Genomic DNA, 18,211 nt, shown 5'->3' on the forward strand with positions numbered 1-18,211 from the left:
TTTCGGCGCCCGTCGGCTTCCCGGGGGGTTGCTGTATCCACGGAAAACCCGGCAGGGATCACTGCTCGATCCCGGCAACGGGTAAAGAGAACCATGCTCCCGGCCCGCTAGCCAATTAGCCTTTAGTTCGAAGCCGTGCGGGGTTGCGCATCGGTGGTAGAGGGGAGAATGACGTCAGAAAAAGTGGCGCGCTGCAGGTGGCGCGCCAGCAGGGGTGGCAGTTCCAGCCCCGGCTCGCGCGCCAGGGCCGCCGCCAGGGCTTCGCCGAGTGGCTGCGCCGCGAAGAGCGCTTCCAGGAGGGCGCACTCACCGTCGCCCAGCTCAAGCAGGCGGATTGCGGTCTGGTTGCGGTCAACCAGCACGCGGCAGAGGCTGTTCTGCGCCAGGTCGATGTCGGCGAAGTCGCCGTCGCCGTGATGGGCGCGCCAGATCCGGTCGACCGGGAACCGGGAAGTGACGATGCGGCAGGCCGGGTGCGGCGTGAAGCGCAGGCCGTCATAGTGCGACGGGGCGATTGCGGCGACGCACGCTGGGTCGAGCGCCGCCGCGTCGGGGGCATGGAACGCCCGATGCACGGCCCAGTCGAGCCGGGCCGCATCGGGCAGATAGGGCAGGGCGCGCGCCGGCTCGAAGCCGGCCAGGAAAGCGGGAAAGCCGGCCCCGTATTCGGCGAGGCAGGACGTGGCCGGCGGCTCGGCATAGACGAAGGCCTGCGCCACCGCGGCGAAGAAGCGCTCACCGACCAGCTGGCAGACCACCGGAAAGGCGTCCGCCAAGGCATCGCTCAAGGCGCCCAGGGTGTTGCTGCGGTAGACATCGAGACGCTGGGCCGCGGGGATGCCGTCGCAGCGGATTGTGGCGGGGACCGCGGCGCCCTGCGTCAGGATGGCCACGGCCATTTGCGACTGCAGTTCAGCCAGCGTCGGCACGGGCGGCCTCCCTCTGTGTGCCAAGGATGTGCTGCGCCTTCTCCGCTTCACCGAGCAGGCCCTGCAGCGGCGGTACCGCGCTGTCCCATTCGATAAGGGTCGGGCGCGGACCGAGACGCGCCATCGTCTCTACGTAGAGCGCCCAGACATCGTCGCAGACGGCGGAGCCGTGATCGTCGATGCGGAGCTCCCGGCCGCCGACCAGGCGGACCGAGTGGCCGGCAAGGTGGATCTCGCCGACCGCCTCGGCCGGCAGCGCGTTCAGATAGCGCAGCGGATCGAAGCCGTGATTGCAGGCGCTGACGTAGACGTTGTTGACGTCCAGCAGCAGGCCGCAGCCCGTACGTTCAACGACGGCGGCGAGGAACTCCCACTCAGGAATGGTCGAATGATCGAAGGCGAGGTAGCTGGACGGATTTTCGACAAGGATCTGCCGGCCGAGGAAGTCCTGCGTCTCTTCCACGTGGGTGCAGAACAGGGCCAGAGCCTCTGGCGTATAGGGCAGAGGCAGCAGGTCGGCGAGAAAGGCGCCGGGGGCGCTGCTCCAGGACAGGTGCTCCGACATCATGGCCGGCTCGATGCGACATTGCAGAGCCTTGAGGCGCTGCAGATGGTCGCGGTTCAGCGGGCCCGCGCTGCCCAGCGACAGGCCGACCCCGTGCAGGCTGACCGGATAGTCAGCGCGCAGGCTTTCCAGGACTGCGAGCGGACGCCCGCCGCCGAAATAGTTCTCGCTGTGCACTTCCAGCCAGCCGACCGGCGGCGGTGTGTCACACCAGTCGCGGTAGTGCTGGTGCTTGAGGGCGATCCCCACACCCGGCACGGCTTGCGGCGGCTGCCGGTCGCGGCGCAGGGCGCTGCTTGTCGGGGGCGACATGACTGTTCTTCGTTTGGGGCCTGCCGAGCGGCGCTCTCAGAGATGCTTGCTCAAGTAAATCATTCCGAGAGCGCCGGCCCGGCGCTGCCGGTCAGCCGAGCGAGCCGCCGGCGATCTTGTCGCAGGTGCCCGCCGGCAGAACGACGAAGGAGGCCGGATCGCCGTCGACGGTCGAGTGGCCCGCGCAGTCATGGCTGCCGGCCTTGCAGTCATTGGCACCGGCCTTGGCGACGCCGAAGCACTTCTCGACCGCGCTCTGCTGGGCGGCCGGCTTTCCCTCGTTGGAGGCGCAGGCGCTGAGCGTAAAGCTCAGGGCGACAGCGCTCATGAGAACATGGGTGGTTTTCATCTTGCTTCCTTTGCTTTCGAGAGGCCCGTTCGGGGCTTAGCTGCTTTGCGGCGTGGTGTGGCCGCCGACCAGCTTCTCGCAGGTGCCCGCCGGCACCAGGATGAAGGAGGCGGGGTCGCGGTCCTTGGTGGCATGGCCGGCGCAGTCGTGACTTCCGGCCTTGCAGTCGTTGGCGCCGGCCTTGGCGACGCCGAAGCATTTTTCCTGCTCGGCGGCCTGTGCAGGCGCGGCAGCGAAGGTGGCGGTTGCAGCGAGAAGAACGGCTGCGGCAATGAGGTTCGGGTTCATGGAATTTCCCTCCGTCCCATGTAGGTGAGGGAGGGAGTGTCACCCGCTCATTTTAGCGGGTCGATAGAGAAGTCTCTTCGCTCACGCAGAGTTCAAAAGCCGTGAGCCGGTTTCAAGCAAACGTGATCCCGCGCGACCAGTCGTGATTTCTCTGACGACCAATTTTGCGTTAGCCTTGCTTTGTTGCCGCACTGTCGCCGGCAACGGACAATTCATTGCGCCTCTTCACCGTCGCAGCGAGTCTTGACGCTGCGCGTGGTCAGCCGGTTCAGGGCGATCTCGATGGCCAGGGTCAAAACGAAAAAGGCGGCGATCCACAACAGCAACATCGGAGAGTTCTCCGCCAGGTGATCGCCGCCCGGCAGAATCGCGCCGATGAGGAAAGACAGCCAGACGGTGCTGCCCGCGATCGCCCCCGGCGTGGCCCAGAAGGGCGAAGATGCCGGCGCCGACCATGGCCCCGATGCCCATGGCAACGGCCGACCAGAAGGATTCTTCGTTGCCGGAGCGATGCATGGCCCGTTCTTTTCCGCCCTGAATCAGCGGCGACGCCGCCAGCCTACGCCAGGGAATACAAGACGCGGCAGGGAGACAAGATCAATCGGGGATGCCTGCGGCCGCTTGTCACCCGACGGCAAGCGCCCGGCGGCACCGTCTCACCAATCCCACAAGGTGCCGTCGGTCAGGCGGTTGACCGGCAGGTAGGCCGGCTCGTAGGGATAGTCGGCGGCCTTGGCCTCGTCGATCTCGACGCCATGGCCCGGTTTGTCGCCGGTGACGAGGTAGCCGTCCTCGAAACGATAATCGCAGCTGAAGACCTCGCCCGTCACCGGCTCGTGCAGCATCAACTCCTGAATCCCGAAATTGGGCACCCAGGTGTCGAAGTGAACCTGCGCGCCCAGGGTGACCGGCGAGAGGTCGGTGGCCCCGTGCATGCCTGTGCGCACCTGGTGCAGGCCGGCGAGGGCGGCGATGGTGCGCATGTGGGTCACGCCGCCGGCGTGCAGGATGGTGGCGCGGATGTAGTCGATGAGCTGCTCCTCGATGAGCTGCTTGCAGTCCCAGACCGTGTTGAAGATCTCGCCGACGGCCAGCGGCGTGGTGGTGCGCTGGCGGATCAGGCGGAAGCCGGCCTGGTTCTCCGCCGGGGTCGGGTCCTCCATCCAGAACAGGCGGTAGGGCTCCAGGTCCTGGCCCAGGCGCGCCGCCTCGTTGGGGGAGAGGCGGTGGTGCACGTCGTGCAGCAGCAGCGGGCCGTTGCCGAACTCCGCGCGCACCTTCGCGAAGACCTGGGGCACGAAGCGCAGGTAGTCGGGCGTCGACCACTGTTCTTCCGGCGGCAGGCCTTTTTTGGCCGGCTCGTAGGGGCCGTCGCCGTTGGCCACGCCATAGACCTTCTCGATGTCGGGCAGGCCGCACTGCACGCGGATGGCGCGGAAACCCTCCGCCTTGAACTGGGCGACCGCCGCCAGGGCTTCGTCCAGGGTGCGTCCGTTGGCATGGCCGTAGACCAGCGCACCGCCGCGGCTGCGCCCGCCGAGCAGCTGGTAGAGCGGCATGCCGGCGCACTTGGCCTTGATGTCCCACAGCGCCACGTCGACGGCGGATATCGCGGCCATGGTCACCGGGCCGCGCCGCCAGTAGGCGCCGCGGTAAAGGTACTGCCAGGTATCTTCGATGCAGCGCGCGTCGCGGCCGATGAGGCAGGGGAGGACGTGATCTTCCAGGTAGCTGACCACCGCCAGCTCGCGCCCGTTCAAGGTCGCGTCGCCCAGGCCGGTGACGCCGTCCTCGGTCTCGATCTTCAAGGTGACGAAGTTGCGCCCCGGACAACAGACGATGACGCGCGCATCGGTAATCTTCACGTTTCCATCCCAACGCTATGAACTGCGGTACTGTTTTTGATTGCCACCGCCCGCGCCCGGCTCCCCGCACTGATTCCGAAACTAGCCTTCTTCCGAGAACAGCTCGGCGTGCTCGGCGGCCAGCTTGGGCAGGGAGACCAGAATTTCCGACATATGCTTGCGCACGGCTTTTTCGGCTCGCTCCGGGTCCTTGCGGCGGATCGCTTCGACGATGCTGCGGTGCTGGTCGATCAGTTTGTTGATGGGCGTCGCCGTCGGCAGGCTGAGGAAGCGTACCCGGTCCATCTGCGCCTTCAGGTCCTCGATAATGCGCCAGCCGTAGAGGCAGTCGGCGCTCTGGGCGATAGACTGGTGAAAGGCATCGTCGAGACGCAGAAACCACTCCTGGTCGTCCGTCTCGGCGGCGCGGCGCTGGTCCTCGATCAGCCGCTGCAGCTTCGCCATGTCGCTGTCCGTGGCCAGTTCGCAGGCTTTGCGTGCGATGGCCACCTCGACCGCTTCGCGGATGAAGCGCGCGTTCTCAACGTCGCGGGCGGAGATCTTGATCACGAAGGTGCCGCGTTGGGGCTGGATCTCCACCAGGCCGATTTCCTGCAGCTTGATGAAAGCCTCGCGCACCGGCTGTCGCGAGGTCCCCATCTGCTTGGCGACCTCCGCCTCGGAGAGGGAGTTCCCCGGCAGCAGACGCAGGCTGACGATGGCCTCGCGCAGTTGGCGGTAAACGCGCAACGCGATGGTCGAGCGCCCCTCCTGGGGGCTGGCCGAGAGCGGCGTAAAGGCTGGTGCTTGCAATGACATCACGACTTCCTTGACAGGGATTATCATACTACCATACTAGTATGAAGGCAACGAAGAATGGTCCGGCGCCGCGAGGGGGGATGTTCCGGACGACAATCGACTGGGAGGAGGAAAGATGCACAAGAATTTAGCTGTGGCCTGTCTCGGCGCGGCCCTATCCGTTGGAGTCCTGTCGGCCAACATAGCTGCGGCCCAGGCCGCCGACTACACGCTCAACGTCAACACCGCGCTGACCACCGACGATCCGCTCTACAAGGGGCTGGAGTCGTTCCAGGAAAATGTGGCAAAGCGCAGCAACGGCGCCCTGGAAATCAAGCTTTTCCCCAGCTCGCAGCTCGGCAAGGACGAGGACGTGCTGGAGCAGGCCCGCGCCGGCGCCCCGGTGGCCGTGGTTGTCGACGGCGGCCGCCTGGCGGTCTACGTGAATGAATTCGGCGTGCTCGGCGCGCCCTTCCTGGCCAGCGGCTACGACGGCATCCGCAAGGTCGTGACCTCGGATCTCTTCGAGACCTGGGTCGACAAGCTGAACGACAAGGCCGGCCTGCAGGTGCTGTCCTTCAACTGGTGGCAGGGTGAGCGCCATCTGCTGACCAACAAACCGATCTCCGTGCCCGCCGATCTGGCCGGGGTGCGCATGCGCACCCCCGGCGCGCCGGTGTGGATGGAGACCATCCGCGCCATGGGGGCGACGCCGACGCCGATGGGCTGGACCGAGGTCTACAGCGCCCTGCAGCAGAAGGTGATCGACGGTGCCGAGGCTCAGGACCCGGCGACCTACGGCTCAAAGCTCTACGAGGTGATCTCCCACATCACCAAGACCGGTCATATCAACCTGATCACCGGCGTGGTCACCAGCGGCGGCTGGTTCGACAGCCTGCCGGCGGACCTGCAGACCATCCTGCGCGAGGAGGCGCGGAAGGCCGGCGACGTGGCATCCTACGGCACGCAGGATGCCCTGGCCGACCTCGAGCAGAAGATGCAGGCCAAGGGCGTGACCATCACCGAGATCGACGTGACGCCGTTCCGCGAGGCAACGGCGCCGGTTTACGACAAGCTCGGGTACGGCGAACTGCGCGACACGCTTCGCGAGATCGCCGCCCAATAACAGCGTGTCTGAGGGCCTCCCCATGCGGCCTTAGCACTCTGCCACCCGGGGCAGACACTAGGGTGGCGGCAGACAGCAATGTCGTGCCGCCACCTCTTTCTTTTCGTTTCAGTCTTTGAGTCCGCCATGATGTCCAAGGGCGTGATGACCAAGGGGTTGCTGTCGCAAATTGAGCTGGTGGTGGGAGTTGTCCTGCTCGCCGCCATTGTCGGCTTGGTGTTCCTGGCCGCGGTGATGCGTTTCTTCGGCACGCCGCTCATCTGGTCGGTCGACCTGGCCCAGCTTCTCTTCATCTGGCTCTGCTTCCTGGGTGCCAACCGGGCGCTCCGGCGGCGCGTCCACCTGGGCATCGACCTGCTGATCCAGGCCTGCGACCACCGCCGGCGCCTGGTCCTGGACCTTGTGCTCGGGGTCCTGGTGGTGGTCTTCCTGGGCGTTCTGGCGGTGGAGGGCGTGAAGCTCACCCTGCTCAACACCGAGCGCCTCTTCGGCGACAGCGGCATTCCCTACGCCTTCGTCACCATCGCCGTGCCCGTGGGCTGCGTCTTCCTGGCCTTCACGGTGATCGCCAACGCGCTGGAGGCGATCCGCCGGCGCGGGGAGGGGCGCCTGCTGGTCTTCGGCCGCCGCCCCGGCGACGCGCCGGGCGACCTGGAGAACGAGTTGAGGGACGGCCTATGATCTGGATCGGCCTGCTCTTCGCGATCCTGCTGCTGCTCGGCCTGCCGGTGGCCTTCACCATCGGCATCGCCGGCTTCCTCTTCTTCGTCCTCTCCGACATTCTGCCGATGTCCATCGGGGTGCAGAAGATCGCCAGTGTGTCCCAGAGCTTCCCCCTGCTGGCGGTGCCCTTCTTCGTGCTCGCCGGGCACCTGATGAACGAGAGCGCCATCACCGAGCGGCTGTTCCGCTTCTCCAAGGTGACCGTCGGCTGGATGGCCGGTGGCCTGGCGCAGGTCTCCGTGGTGCTTTCCACCCTGATGGGCGGCGTCTCCGGCTCGGCCGTGGCCGACGCCGCCATGGAGGCGCGGGTGCTGGGCCCGACCATGACCGGGGAAGGCTACGCCAAGGGCTACACCGCGGCGGTCATCGCCATCTCCTCCCTCATCACCGCGACCATCCCGCCCAGCCTGGGTCTCATCCTCTACGGCTACGTCGGCAGCGTCTCCATCGGTCAGCTCTTCCTGGCCGGGATCCTGCCGGGCCTGCTGATGATGCTGGTCCTGATGCTGACAGCCTACGTCATCGCCCGACGCCGCGGCTATCGCAGCGAAGGCGCGAGACCGCCGCGCTTCGGCGAGGTCCTACGGGCCCTGGGCGATGCCAAGTTCGCGCTGGCTTTTCCGGTTCTGCTGGTGGTCAGCATCCGCGGCGGCCTGTTCACGCCGTCCGAGGTCGGCGCCTTTGCCGTGGTCTACGCCATCCTGGTCGGCAAGCTGGCCCACAAGGCCCTGGACGGGCGCGCCGTGCTGCGAGCCTTCGAGGCCGCCATCTGCGACATCGGCATGATCATGCTGATCATCCTCATGTCGGGGATGATCGGCTATGCCATCATCTTCGAGCAGATGCCGCAGTCGATCGCCCAGGCCATGCTCGGGCTCTCCTCCGAACCTCTGGTGATCTTCGCGCTGATCCTGGTGATGCTCTTCGTCGCCGGGCTGTTCATCGAGAGCACGGTGCTGGTGCTGCTGCTGACGCCGATCTTCGTACCCATCGTGCAGAAGATCGGTGTCGACCCGGTGCACTTCGGCGTGCTGATGATGACCATCGTCACACTCGGCTCCATGACCCCGCCGGTCGGCGTCGCCATGTACACGGTCTGCGCCCTGCTGGACTGTGATATCGGCAGCTACGTGAAGGAATCGCTACCCTTCATCCTGGCGGTCCTGCTGCTGGTCGCCGCCCTCGTGCTGTTGCCCGACCTGGTGCTCTTCATCCCGCGGACGTTCTTCTGACGCCCCCTTCTGACGCCCGGCCGCTCAATTGCCGGCCGACAGCGGGATTCGCATGACCCAGAAGTCTTCCTCGACCTGCTCGTGTACCTCGGCGCCGAAGCGGCGGTAGAAGTCGGGAATGTGCGTGGTGAGGTAGACCGTCCGGCAGTCGAGCCGCGCCGCTTCCTCCAGCAGCCGCTCGGTCAGGCCGCGCGCATGGCCGCGGCCGCGAAACTCCGGCTCGACGTAGAGCGCCGCCAGCCAGGGGGACAGGTGCGGGCGCTCAGGGTCGTCGTTCTCGATGAGGTTCACCGTGCCCACCGGCGCGTCGCCGTCGAGGGCCAGCAACGACAGGGGAATGCGGTCCGGATCGCGCGCTTCGCTCAGGCGTTGCGCGAAGAAGTCCGGCGTATAGCCTTCCTGGCCGAACCAGAAAGCTTCGTAAATCCAGGCGGCGACCTGCGGCAGGTGCCCGGGCGCGTCGTAAAGATGGCAGATCCTCTGGGTCATGCGTCTATCCTAAAACGTCCCCCCAAGAGCTTGTGAAGCCCCCAATTTGGCCTGTCGGACTGTTTGCCTGACCCTGAAAGCTCAAAGGGGCCGCATCGCTGCGGCCCCTCCATGAGCTGGTAAGTCGAGGACCCCGAAAGCGGGATCCGCTTCGAAGGTGTTACGAGTCGGAAGAAGGCTGCTCCATCAAACCCGTAAAACATCCAAGGCCCTGCGACTTCACCGAAATCTCATGAGACATTGGATCACCTCCTTTCAGCTGTTGAAACAGGATTCAACTATCAACCCGATTCGCGAAATCCGGCAACAGGAATCTTCGCTTCATGCTGCACGTCAGGAGTGGCTAAATGGTTAATTTGCCGCCCGAATCGGCAAGGAGGTGTCAGTTGCCGCGCCGCGCGGCGAAGCGCACGGCTTCCTCGGCGGCGCGCAGGATGGCGCGGGCCTTGTTCCAGCATTCCTGGTGTTCGGACTCCGGCTTCGAGTCGGCGACGATGCCGGCGCCGGCCTGGATGTACATGATGTCGTCCTTCACCACGGCGGTGCGCAGCGCGATGCAGGTGTCCATGGCCCCGCCGGCACCGAAGTAGCCGACGCAGCCGCCGTAGATGCCGCGGCGCTCCGGCTCCAGCTCCTCGATGATCTCCATGGCCCGTACCTTGGGCGCGCCGGAGACGGTGCCCGCCGGAAAGCCGGCGATGAGCGCGTCCATGGCGTCCTTGCCCTCGGCCAGCTTGCCCTCGACGTTGGAGACGATGTGCATGACGTGGCTGTAGAGCTCGATGACGTTCTTCTCCGTCACCTTGACGCTGCCGACCTCGGCAACGCGGCCGACGTCGTTGCGCCCCAGGTCGAGGAGCATCAGATGCTCGGCCAGCTCCTTGGGGTCGGCCAGCAGGTCCTCGGCCAGGGCGCGGTCCTCCGCCGGGGTGGCGCCGCGCGGGCGGGTGCCGGCGATGGGGCGGATGGTCACCGTGTCGTCGCGCAGGCGCACCAGGATCTCCGGGCTGGAGCCGACGATGGCGTGGCTGCCGAAGTCGATGAAGAACAGGAAGGGCGAGGGGTTGAGGCGGCGCAGCGCCCGGTAGAGCGCGAAGGGCGGCAGCTTGAAGGGCAGGGAGAGGCGCTGCGAGAGCACCACCTGGAAGATGTCGCCGGCCAGAATGTAGTCCTTGGCCTTGGCGACCATGGCCTGGTAGTCGGCCTGCGCCATGTTGGCGCCGGGCTCCGGCAGGTCCTCCAGGTCGGCGATAACGTCGCGGCGCTGCGGCAGCGGGCGCTCGAAATCCTGGGCCACGTCGGCCAGGCGCTCGCAGGCCTGGGCATAGGCGGCGCGGGCCGAGACGTCGGCGCGCGGCCAGACCGGGGTGAAGACCGTCACCAAGTCCTCGACGCGGTCGAAGACGGCTACTACCGTCGGGCGGACGAAGAGGCCGTCGGGCACCTCGATGGCCGCCGGGTTTTCCTCCGGCAGTTCCTCCATCAGCCGCACCGTGTCGTAGCCCATGTAACCCAGCAGGCAGGACGCCATGGGCGGCAGGCCTTCGGGCAGATCGAAGCGGCACTCTTCGATCAGCTCGCGCAGGCTGTCCAGCACCGGCTTGTCCAGGGGCTCGAAGCTGTCGGCCTCGAAGCGGGCATCGCGGTTGATCTCCGCCTTGCTTCCGCGGCAGCGCCAGATGATGTCGGGGCGCATGCCCAGGAAGGAATAGCGCCCGATGATCGAGCCGCCTTCGACGGATTCGAAAAGAAAGGCGTTGGGCTTGCCCTCGGCCAGCTTCAGGAAGGCGGAGACCGGCGTCTCCAGGTCAGCGATCAGCGCGGTGTGGACGACCTGCGCCCGCCCGGCACCATAAGCCGCCTCGAAGGCGGTAAAGTCGGGTTCCGTCAGCATGGGTCCTAAAACCCTTCGACGACCGCATCGACGAGGCGTTGGTTCACGGTGACGTCGAAGTCCTGCTGCAGGGCCACCAGGAACTGCTGGAAGATGTCGTCCTGCAGAGAAGCGGTGAGCTGATCCTCCAGCTGCGCCAGGCGTGCGTCGCGGCCTTCCTCGGCGGGCGGCAGTATCTCTTTCAGCTGCACGACGATCTGGCTGCCGGGAATGCTGAAGGTGGCGGCTTCGCCTTCGGCGATCTCGAAGAGTTGCTGGGCGACCAGCGGATGGGGGATGCGCTGCGCGTCGCTCTCGCTGCGCGTCACCGGCTGAGTTTCCTGGAGCTCCAGCCCCTCGGCCTCGGCGACGGCGGCGAAGTCCTCGCCGGACTTGAGACGATCAACGATGGCCTGGCCCTGCTCCCGCGCCAGGCGCTCTCGCTCGCGCGCCTGCCACAGCTCGACCACGTCCTCGCGGACGTCCTGCAGCGGCTTCTTCTCCGCCGGGGTGACATCGTCGATACGCACCATGAAGAAGTCGCCGGCGCTCGATTCCTTGAGGGTGCTGGCCTCGCCGGCCTGCAGGGCGTTGAGGGCTCCGAGGAAGTCATTCAGCGGCGGGAGGTTCTCCACCGTCTCGCCGTCGGGGTTGCGGCCCTGGTCGTCGATGGCCGGGATCTCGCGCACATCCAGGTTCAGGAACTGGGCGGCCTGTTCCATTGTGGAACCGTTCGCCAGCTCCTCGTCGAACTGGTTGGCGATGCCGATCAGCACGTCGACGGCTTCGGCGGTGGCGATGTCCTTGCGCAGCGCGTCGCGGTGTTCCTCCAAGGTGGCTTCCTTGGCGGGCTCGATCGAGGAGACCTTCAGCACATGCCAGCCGAGGACGCTCTGCACCGGCGCGCTCGCCTGTCCCTCGTCGAGGGCGAAGACGGCCGCGCTCAGCTCTTCAGGCAGGTCTTCCTGGGTCACCTCGCCCAGGTCGACGGGCGCGCGCCCCGTGGCCTCCTCGACCACGGCGGCGAAGTCACCGCCCTCGGCCAGCTTGTCGACCAGCGCCTGAGCCGCGGCTTCGTCCGGCAGCACCGCCTGGCTCACGCTGCGCCGCTCGGGCTGGTAGAACTCGTCCTTGCGCGCCTCGAAGGCCTCCATCAGGCGTTCGTCGGACACGGCGATCTTCGAAGCGGCCTCCTCCAGATCCAAGAAGACCATGGAGACGCTCCTGTAGGACGGCTTCATGAAGCGCCCGCTGGCCTCGTCGTAGACCGTCTGCAGGGCCGCTTCCTCGGGCGTGCCGAGATCTTCGAAGCTCGACTGCTGAATATCCACGTAGTCCGCGACCCGGCGCTCCTCGCGATAGATGAAGACCCGCTCGGCCAGGCTGCTGGGCGCGGCGGCGCCGTCGACCACGGCCCCGACCAGTTGCTGACGCTTGGTGTCGTCGCTGACCTGCGCCATGTAGCCCTGCTCGCTCATGCCGAGCTGGCGCAGAAAGGTGGCGAAGCGGTTGCGGTCGAAGTTGCCGGCGCCGTCCTGGAAGGCCGGGTTCTCGAGAATCTGCTCGCGCATCTGCTGCTCGGTGATCAGCAGGCCCATGCGCCGGGCCTTCTCGTCCAGCACGGCCCGGCTGATCATCTGGCTCAGGACCTGTTGGGGGATCCCGAAAGCGCGGACCTGCTGGCCGGAGAGCTGGGTGCCCAGCCGGCGGTTCAGGTTGGCCACCTCGCGGGACAGCTCGTTGGAGAAGTCGCGCTGGTCGATGACCGTCTCGCCCACTTCAGCCACCACCTGAGCCTGGCCGCCACCGCGGAAGATGTCGCCGATGCCCCAGACGGCGAAGCTCAGGATCAGCAGGCTGAACAGGATGACCGTGACGATCTTGATGAGCAGGTTACGGGCTTTCATGGCAATACAACGACTTCACTGAGGTTTGTGGGGCAATCGGCGGTTCTGCCGCGCCGTGGGCCGGGGCCTTGGGCGCGGGCCCGGGGTAGCGGGCGCGGCAGTGTAGAAAGGCGTCTTGGCCCCGGCAATAAGCAATTCCGCCTCATTTTTGCGGCAGCGCCGGGCATGGCCTTGCCCCAAACCCTGTGCTAGTTAGGCCCGGCCTGACACAAATAATCCTGCCAGGGGGCACTCGGGGGAGCTGCGATGAGAGCATTGATTGCCGGCAACTGGAAAATGAACGGCCTGGCCGAGGACGCCAAGGCCCTCGCCGCCGGGCTGAAATCCCTGAGCGGGGAGGCGGAGCTGCCCGCCGATCTGCTGGTTTGCCCACCTTTTCCCTACCTTGGGCTGGTGGCGCAGGAGCTGGCCGGCAGCCGTATCACCCTGGGCGGCCAGGACTGCCACGGCGCAAACTCCGGGGCCCACACCGGCGATACCGCTGCCCCCATGCTGCGGGATGTCGGCTGCAGCTACGTGATTCTGGGCCATTCCGAGCGCCGCGCCGACCACGGAGAGACCGACGCCCTGGTGCGCGGCAAGGCCGAGGCGGCCCTGGCCGCCGGGCTGGTCCCCATTGTCTGCGTCGGCGAGACGGAGCAGGAGCGCAACGCCGGCCAGGCCCTCAGCGTCATCGCCCGCCAGGTGAAGGGCTCGGTCCCCGCCGGCATGGAGGCGGAACGCCTGGTGGTGGCCTACGAGCCGGTCTGGGCCATCGGAACCGGCCGCACGGCCACCGCCGCCGACGTGGTGGAGGTCCATGCCGAGATCCGGCGCCTGCTGGTCGGGCTGGTGGGCGAGGGGGCCCAGAGCGTTCGGATCCTCTACGGCGGCTCGGTGAAGCCCGATAACGCCGCCGAGTTGCTGTCTCAGGCCAATGTGGACGGGGCCTTGGTCGGCGGCGCCAGCCTGAAGGCCGAGGATTTCTGGGCCATCGCCCAGAGCGCCTGAGGTAGGGACTCCGGCGCCGTCCCAGGGGCGCCCAGGCGGCCAGAAAGGCCGAATTTCTGAGTGTTTTCTCTGGTCTTTCAGGGCCGGAGCCATTACATAGCCGGGCGAAGCCAGCCCCCCGCCGGCCCCAGGGTGCGATCCCGGCGCCATGGCAGGGGACCGGCAGGCCCGCGAGAAAGCCAGCAGGTAAAAGGCATCATGGTAGAAGTACTCCTGGTTGTTCACATTCTTCTGGCGCTGGCGCTGATCGGCGTGGTGCTGCTGCAGCGAAGCGAGGGCGGTGGCCTGGGCATCGGCGGCGGCGGAGGCGGCGGCGGCGGCATGGGCGGCTTCCTGACCGGGCGCGGCACGGCCAATCTGCTGACCCGGACGACGGCCATCCTGGCGGCCGGCTTCATGGCGACGAGTATCCTGCTGACCATCCTGGCAGGGGGCGACAAGCCGACCTCGATCCTCGACCCCCTGCCGGGCGACACGCCGGCACCGTCGAGCCCCACCGCACCGGCACCGATCGAGCCGAGCGAACCAACCGTTCCGACCCAGTAATCGACACCGCCGCGGACGAATCGGCGCGCCCGGCGCGCGCGGATTCGCACGCGCCATCGGTCCTTCAGGGGTTTCCAGACCCCAGCGACAGGGCCATGCCGCCGGCGCGGTCATCGAAGAGCGACAAACTTCGCCAGGATTTCGGCGGGGTTTTCATATCCGGCTGTGCGTCATCGCAGAGTCACCCTTGGAAGGCTTGCTTACACCCTCATGATTGTTCAATAGTGTTCGCCCATGGCGCGGTTCATCTTCATCACCGGCGGCGTGGTTTCCTCCCTCGGAAAAGGTCTCTGCGCAGCGGCGCTCGGTTCGCTGCTGCAGGCCCGTGGGTTCAAGGTCCGGCTTCGTAAGCTCGACCCCTACCTGAACGTGGATCCGGGAACCATGTCGCCGTATCAGCACGGCGAGGTCTATGTCACCGATGACGGTGCCGAGACCGACCTGGATCTCGGTCACTACGAGCGCTTCACCGGCGTTCCCGCTCGCAAGAGCGACAATGTGACCACGGGGCAAATCTACTCTCAGGTTCTGGCGCGCGAGCGGCGCGGCGACTATCTGGGCGCGACGGTGCAGGTCATTCCGCACGTCACGGATGCCATCAAGGCCTTCGTGCGGGCCGACCTGACCGACGAGGATTTCGTGATCTGCGAGATCGGCGGCACCGTCGGCGACATCGAGGGGCTGCCGTTCCTCGAAGCGATCCGCCAGCTCGGCAACGAGTTGGGGCGTGAGCAGAGCCTCTTCCTGCACGTGACGCTGATCCCCTTCATCGCCGCGGCCGGCGAGCTGAAGACCAAGCCGACGCAGCACTCGGTGAAGGAGCTGCAGTCGGTCGGTATCAAGCCGGACATCCTGGTCTGCCGCGCCGAGCAGGAGATCCCCAAGGACGAGCGCCGCAAGATCGCGCTGTTCTGCAACGTGCGCGAGGAGGCGGTGATCCCGGCGCTCGACGTGAAGTCGATCTACGCGGTGCCGCGGGCCTACCACGAAGAGGGGCTGGACGACGAAGTCTGCCGGCACTTCCAGCTCGACGCGCCGCCGCCGGATCTGTCGAGCTGGGACTACGTGACCGGGCGCATCAACGAGCCGGACGGCGAGGTGACCATCGGCGTGGTCGGCAAGTACGTGAGCCTGCTGGACGCCTACAAGTCGCTGGCCGAATCGCTCGCCCACGGCGGCATCGCCAACAACGTGAAGGTCAAGGTCTCCTGGCTCGATTCCGAGATCTTCGAAAGCGACGGCACCATCCAGCAGCTCGAAGGCGTGCACGGCATCCTCGTGCCCGGCGGCTTCGGCGAGCGCGGGGCGGAAGGCAAGATCGCCGCCGTACGTTTCGCGCGCGAACGCCAGATCCCGTACTTCGGCATCTGCTTCGGCATGCAGATGGCGGTGATCGAGGCGGCCCGAAACCTGGCCGGCCTGCCGCAGGCGGGCTCCACCGAGTTCGGCAGCCCGGGCGACCCGGTGGTCGGCCTGATGACCGAGTGGTCGCGGGGCAACGAGGTCGAGCGTCGCAACATGGAAAGCGACCTGGGCGGCACCATGCGCCTGGGGGCCTATCCCTGCGTCCTCACGGAAGGCTCCAAGGTCCGCATGATCTACGACAGCGAATCGATCAGCGAGCGCCACCGCCACCGCTACGAGGTGAACATCAACTATCGCGAGGCCTTGGAGCGGGCGGGGCTTCTGTTCTCCGGCCTGTCGCCCGACGGCGTGCTGCCGGAGATCGTGGAGCTGCCTTCACACCCCTGGTTCGTGGGCGTACAGTTCCACCCGGAACTGAAATCGAAGCCGCTGGATCCGCACCCGCTGTTCACGTCCTTCGTCGCCGCCGCCGTGGAGCAGTCGCGCCTGGTCTAGCGGACCGGTTCAGCGAATCGCGAGCAAGGGAGCGCTATGCGTCTTCTTCCAGGACTTCTGACGTTGTCCGTCATCCTCCTGGCCGCGGCGGCAAGCGGCGGCCGGGCGGAGGCCCAGATCACCAGCGCAGCGGTCGAGTTTCCCGCCGGCAGCGAGGATGTCGTGCTGCAGGGCTCGTTGCGCGGCCCCGCGATCGCGATCTACGAGGTCGCCGGCGTGGCGGGCAAGAAGCTGGCGGTCGGCCTGGAAACCAGCAACCCGGCCAACTACTTCAACATTTCCGAGCCTGGCGCCAAGGAAGCCGCCTTTATCGGATCGACCCGAGGCAACTACGGCGAGGTCCTCCTGTCCCAGCCCGGCACCTACAGGATCACCGTCTACCTGATGCGCAGCGCCGCGCGCCGCGACGAGATCGCCGACTACAAGCTGTCGGTCAGCCTGCTGCCGGCCAGTGATTTCGCCGACGGCATGAGTGGTGGGCCCGACTACTGGGAAGTGCACGGCGTGCGCAGCGCGCTGCGTCTCAGGGCCGGGCCGTCTCCGGAGCACGGCGTGATCGGCGCCCTCAACAACGGCGAGGTCGTGCGCAATCTCGGCTGCCGGATGAGCGGCGGCGCCCGCTGGTGCCGGGTCGAGACCCTGCGGGGAGGGCAGCAGGGCTGGACGGCCGGCGGTTTCCTGCGGGAAGGGACGCCGCCGCGCGAGCCCGACCGCCGGGGCCTGGTCGGCAACGGCCAGCGCTTCGACGCCACCGGGGCGCTGCCCTGCGCGCCGCTCCTGGGTCAGCCGACCACCTCCTGCGACTTCGGGGTAATCCGTGAGGAAAAGCCCGGCTACGCGGGCCTCTGGATCGCCATCGGCGGGGACGAAGAGCGCTATTTCCTCTTCGAGGAAGGCAAGCCGGTCTCCACCAACGGCCCCGGTGAGATAACCGTGGAGCGCCTCGGCGACCTGCAGCTGCTGCGCCTCGGTGAGGAGCGCTACGAGATTCCCGATGCGGTGATCTACGGCGGGTGAGTAAAGCAGGCCGCCTTGCGGATTTTCCGGGGCGCGACCTCCGACACTGACCGTGCCGTCTCGTCCTTGCGCCACAAAGGCTGTCATTCCGGCACCTGTTGCCGGGATCCATGGCTGCATCCGACCAGCTCGTTCAAGGCTCTCGCCCGGCACAGCCGCCAATGGGTCCCGGGGTCAAGCCCCGGGACGACAGAGGTGTCCTTGCATCAGAAGGCGTTGTAGCCGTGCACGGTGGTATGCAGGGCCCTCAGCTTGCCGAGCAGCTCGGCGGCGCCTGACAGCGGCAGGCAGCTCGGCCCGTCGCACAGCGCCTTGTCCGGGTCCGGGTGGAACTCCAGGAACATGCCGTCGACACCCGCCGCCACGGAGGCCGCGGCGAGGACGGCCACCCCTTCGCGCCGGCCGCCGCTGGCAACGCCGTCGGCGTCCTTCTGGGCGCCGGGCAACTGCACCGCGTGGGTCGCGTCCATGGTGACCGGCGCGCCCAGCCGCTGCATCTCCGGGATCGCCAGCATGTCGACGATGAGATTGTTGTAGCCGAAGGAACTGCCGCGCTCGCAGAGGATGGTCATGTCCTTGGCCGCGGCTTCCTCGATCTTGCGCAGCAGGGAATGGCAGTCCCAGGGCGCCAGGAACTGGGCCTTCTTCACGTGCAGCAGGCCCTCGTTCTTCAGCGTCGCCCGGGCGGCGGCCACCACCAGATCGGTCTGGCGGCAGAGGAACGCGGGGATCTGCACCAGGTCGGCGACCTCTGCCACCGGCTCGGCCTGCTCGACCTCGTGCAGGTCGGTGCAGATCGGCACCTGGAAGGTCTCTTTCACCTCCGCCAGAATTTTCAGACCCTCCGCCATGCCCGGCCCGCGGTAGCTCTTGAAGGAGGAGCGGTTGGCCTTGTCGAAGCTGGCCTTGAAGACGAAAGGCAGGTCCAGGGCCGTGGTGACTTCCTTCAGGTGACGCGCGGTCTCCAGCGCCAGGTCCCGGTCCTCCAGCACGTTGAGGCCCAGAATGCAGAACAGCTTCTGGCCGCTGCCGATCGACAGGTTCCACTTGCGGAGGGTGAGCTGCATGGAGAGGTCCCTTGGTCCGGAGAATCGCGGGGCCGCTCCCTTATCCTGCGCCGCCGCTCTGTGCGCTGCTTCTTAGCCGCCGGCCCGCCTGGCCGCAAGTGGCCTGCGGCCTCCGCGCGGCGCTGCGGGGGTTCTCCTGCCGGTACAATTATTCAGGGAATAAATACATCATTAATCTCTTTATGCAGGAATCTGGCATTCAAATTAGTCCATATTGTTTATCCATAGGGCCATATTTTGCCGCTGTGATTATTTCTCTCCTCTTCCGAGGTCCGATCAAATTGAGCCAAGGAGCG

18 protein-coding genes are annotated in these 18,211 nt (G+C 66.7%); 7 read left to right on the forward strand and 11 right to left on the reverse strand.

The window, feature by feature from the left end:
• Positions 1-122: 122 nt before the first annotated feature.
• From H7X47_RS20415 to H7X47_RS20445, 7 genes are all read right to left on the reverse strand, one after another.
• Positions 123-929: an HvfC/BufC family peptide modification chaperone gene (locus tag H7X47_RS20415; RefSeq protein ID WP_193370594.1), complete on the reverse strand. Its 807-nt coding sequence runs from the start codon at positions 927-929 to the stop codon at positions 123-125.
• Positions 913-1,806 (reverse strand): MNIO family bufferin maturase, encoded by an 894-nt coding sequence (gene bufB / locus H7X47_RS20420; RefSeq protein WP_193370595.1) that lies wholly within the window; start codon positions 1,804-1,806, stop codon positions 913-915. Before bufB ends, H7X47_RS20415 begins: the two co-directional genes overlap by 17 nt.
• 91 nt (positions 1,807-1,897) lie before the next feature.
• Positions 1,898-2,155, reverse strand: a complete 258-nt coding sequence (locus tag H7X47_RS20425; protein ID WP_193370596.1) for a BufA1 family periplasmic bufferin-type metallophore — start codon at positions 2,153-2,155, stop codon at positions 1,898-1,900.
• Positions 2,156-2,191: 36 nt separating this feature from the next.
• A complete protein-coding gene (locus tag H7X47_RS20430; protein WP_193370597.1) occupies positions 2,192-2,443 on the reverse strand; it encodes a BufA1 family periplasmic bufferin-type metallophore in 252 nt (83 codons plus the stop codon).
• A 212-nt stretch (positions 2,444-2,655) separates the two neighbouring features.
• Positions 2,656-2,919 (reverse strand): hypothetical protein, encoded by a 264-nt coding sequence (locus tag H7X47_RS20435; RefSeq protein WP_193370598.1) that lies wholly within the window; start codon positions 2,917-2,919, stop codon positions 2,656-2,658.
• A 180-nt stretch (positions 2,920-3,099) separates the two neighbouring features.
• Positions 3,100-4,308: a D-mannonate dehydratase ManD gene (manD, locus tag H7X47_RS20440; RefSeq protein ID WP_193370599.1), complete on the reverse strand. Its 1,209-nt coding sequence runs from the start codon at positions 4,306-4,308 to the stop codon at positions 3,100-3,102.
• Between the two features lie 81 nt (positions 4,309-4,389).
• Entirely contained in the window at positions 4,390-5,106 is a 717-nt protein-coding gene (locus H7X47_RS20445; protein ID WP_193370600.1) for a GntR family transcriptional regulator, read from the reverse strand.
• Positions 5,107-5,221: 115 nt separating this feature from the next.
• On the opposite strand from H7X47_RS20445, the gene H7X47_RS20450 reads away from it, so the two are divergent.
• The 3 genes from H7X47_RS20450 to H7X47_RS20460 all read left to right on the forward strand — a co-directional run bounded on the left by H7X47_RS20450 (position 5,222) and on the right by H7X47_RS20460 (position 8,166).
• Positions 5,222-6,211: a C4-dicarboxylate TRAP transporter substrate-binding protein gene (locus H7X47_RS20450; protein ID WP_193370601.1), complete on the forward strand. Its 990-nt coding sequence runs from the start codon at positions 5,222-5,224 to the stop codon at positions 6,209-6,211.
• 126 nt (positions 6,212-6,337) lie between these two features.
• Positions 6,338-6,892 carry a TRAP transporter small permease gene (locus H7X47_RS20455; protein WP_227010653.1) on the forward strand — a complete coding sequence of 185 codons (555 nt, stop codon included), beginning with the start codon at positions 6,338-6,340 and terminating at the stop codon, positions 6,890-6,892.
• Complete coding sequence (locus tag H7X47_RS20460; RefSeq protein ID WP_193370602.1) at positions 6,889-8,166, forward strand: TRAP transporter large permease; 1,278 nt, start codon at positions 6,889-6,891, stop codon at positions 8,164-8,166. The genes H7X47_RS20455 and H7X47_RS20460 overlap by 4 nt, the downstream gene beginning before the upstream one ends.
• A gap of 24 nt (positions 8,167-8,190) precedes the next feature.
• Here the strand turns inward: H7X47_RS20460 and H7X47_RS20465 are convergent, their stop codons facing one another.
• The 3 genes from H7X47_RS20465 to H7X47_RS20475 form a co-directional block, all read right to left on the reverse strand.
• Complete coding sequence (locus tag H7X47_RS20465; protein ID WP_193370603.1) at positions 8,191-8,655, reverse strand: GNAT family N-acetyltransferase; 465 nt, start codon at positions 8,653-8,655, stop codon at positions 8,191-8,193.
• 382 nt (positions 8,656-9,037) lie between these two features.
• Positions 9,038-10,549, reverse strand: coding sequence for an anthranilate synthase component I (gene trpE, locus H7X47_RS20470; protein ID WP_193370604.1), 1,512 nt, complete (start codon positions 10,547-10,549; stop codon positions 9,038-9,040).
• 5 nt (positions 10,550-10,554) lie between these two features.
• The gene (locus tag H7X47_RS20475) at positions 10,555-12,435 is read right to left on the reverse strand and encodes a SurA N-terminal domain-containing protein (RefSeq protein WP_193370605.1); all 1,881 of its coding nucleotides are present in this window, start codon (positions 12,433-12,435) and stop codon (positions 10,555-10,557) included.
• 246 nt (positions 12,436-12,681) lie between these two features.
• On the opposite strand from H7X47_RS20475, the gene tpiA reads away from it, so the two are divergent.
• The 4 genes from tpiA (at position 12,682) to H7X47_RS20495 (ending at position 16,848) form a co-directional block, all read left to right on the forward strand.
• Positions 12,682-13,425, forward strand: a complete 744-nt coding sequence (gene tpiA / locus H7X47_RS20480; protein ID WP_193370606.1) for a triose-phosphate isomerase — start codon at positions 12,682-12,684, stop codon at positions 13,423-13,425.
• Positions 13,426-13,623: 198 nt separating this feature from the next.
• On the forward strand, positions 13,624-13,971 hold the full coding sequence (secG, locus tag H7X47_RS20485) for a preprotein translocase subunit SecG (RefSeq protein WP_193370607.1): 348 nt from the start codon (positions 13,624-13,626) through the stop codon (positions 13,969-13,971).
• Positions 13,972-14,205: 234 nt separating this feature from the next.
• Positions 14,206-15,831 (forward strand): CTP synthase, encoded by a 1,626-nt coding sequence (gene pyrG, locus H7X47_RS20490; protein ID WP_193370608.1) that lies wholly within the window; start codon positions 14,206-14,208, stop codon positions 15,829-15,831.
• Positions 15,832-15,894: 63 nt separating this feature from the next.
• The gene (locus H7X47_RS20495) at positions 15,895-16,848 is read left to right on the forward strand and encodes an SH3 domain-containing protein (protein ID WP_193370609.1); all 954 of its coding nucleotides are present in this window, start codon (positions 15,895-15,897) and stop codon (positions 16,846-16,848) included.
• A gap of 206 nt (positions 16,849-17,054) precedes the next feature.
• Here H7X47_RS20495 and kdsA read toward each other — a convergent pair whose 3' ends face one another.
• Positions 17,055-17,915 carry a 3-deoxy-8-phosphooctulonate synthase gene (gene kdsA, locus H7X47_RS20500; RefSeq protein WP_193370610.1) on the reverse strand — a complete coding sequence of 287 codons (861 nt, stop codon included), beginning with the start codon at positions 17,913-17,915 and terminating at the stop codon, positions 17,055-17,057.
• Positions 17,916-18,211: the final 296 nt, after the last annotated feature.

The organism is Pelagibius marinus, assembly GCF_014925385.1.
GTDB lineage: Bacteria > Pseudomonadota > Alphaproteobacteria > Kiloniellales > Kiloniellaceae > Pelagibius > Pelagibius marinus.

What these genes read in the sequence shown, in the direction of transcription:
- bufB (WP_193370595.1), bottom strand. Translation starts at nt 1,806, where the DNA reads ATGTCGCCCCCGACAAGCAGCGCCCTGCGCCGCGACCGGCAGCCGCCG.
- H7X47_RS20425 (WP_193370596.1), bottom strand. Translation starts at nt 2,155, where the DNA reads ATGAAAACCACCCATGTTCTCATGAGCGCTGTCGCCCTGAGCTTTACG.
- H7X47_RS20430 (WP_193370597.1), bottom strand. Translation starts at nt 2,443, where the DNA reads ATGAACCCGAACCTCATTGCCGCAGCCGTTCTTCTCGCTGCAACCGCC.
- H7X47_RS20445 (WP_193370600.1), bottom strand. Translation starts at nt 5,106, where the DNA reads ATGTCATTGCAAGCACCAGCCTTTACGCCGCTCTCGGCCAGCCCCCAG.
- H7X47_RS20450 (WP_193370601.1), top strand. Translation starts at nt 5,222, where the DNA reads ATGCACAAGAATTTAGCTGTGGCCTGTCTCGGCGCGGCCCTATCCGTT.
- H7X47_RS20455 (WP_227010653.1), top strand. Translation starts at nt 6,338, where the DNA reads ATGATGTCCAAGGGCGTGATGACCAAGGGGTTGCTGTCGCAAATTGAG.
- H7X47_RS20460 (WP_193370602.1), top strand. Translation starts at nt 6,889, where the DNA reads ATGATCTGGATCGGCCTGCTCTTCGCGATCCTGCTGCTGCTCGGCCTG.
- H7X47_RS20465 (WP_193370603.1), bottom strand. Translation starts at nt 8,655, where the DNA reads ATGACCCAGAGGATCTGCCATCTTTACGACGCGCCCGGGCACCTGCCG.
- trpE (WP_193370604.1), bottom strand. Translation starts at nt 10,549, where the DNA reads ATGCTGACGGAACCCGACTTTACCGCCTTCGAGGCGGCTTATGGTGCC.
- H7X47_RS20475 (WP_193370605.1), bottom strand. Translation starts at nt 12,435, where the DNA reads ATGAAAGCCCGTAACCTGCTCATCAAGATCGTCACGGTCATCCTGTTC.
- tpiA (WP_193370606.1), top strand. Translation starts at nt 12,682, where the DNA reads ATGAGAGCATTGATTGCCGGCAACTGGAAAATGAACGGCCTGGCCGAG.
- secG (WP_193370607.1), top strand. Translation starts at nt 13,624, where the DNA reads ATGGTAGAAGTACTCCTGGTTGTTCACATTCTTCTGGCGCTGGCGCTG.
- pyrG (WP_193370608.1), top strand. Translation starts at nt 14,206, where the DNA reads ATGGCGCGGTTCATCTTCATCACCGGCGGCGTGGTTTCCTCCCTCGGA.
- kdsA (WP_193370610.1), bottom strand. Translation starts at nt 17,915, where the DNA reads ATGCAGCTCACCCTCCGCAAGTGGAACCTGTCGATCGGCAGCGGCCAG.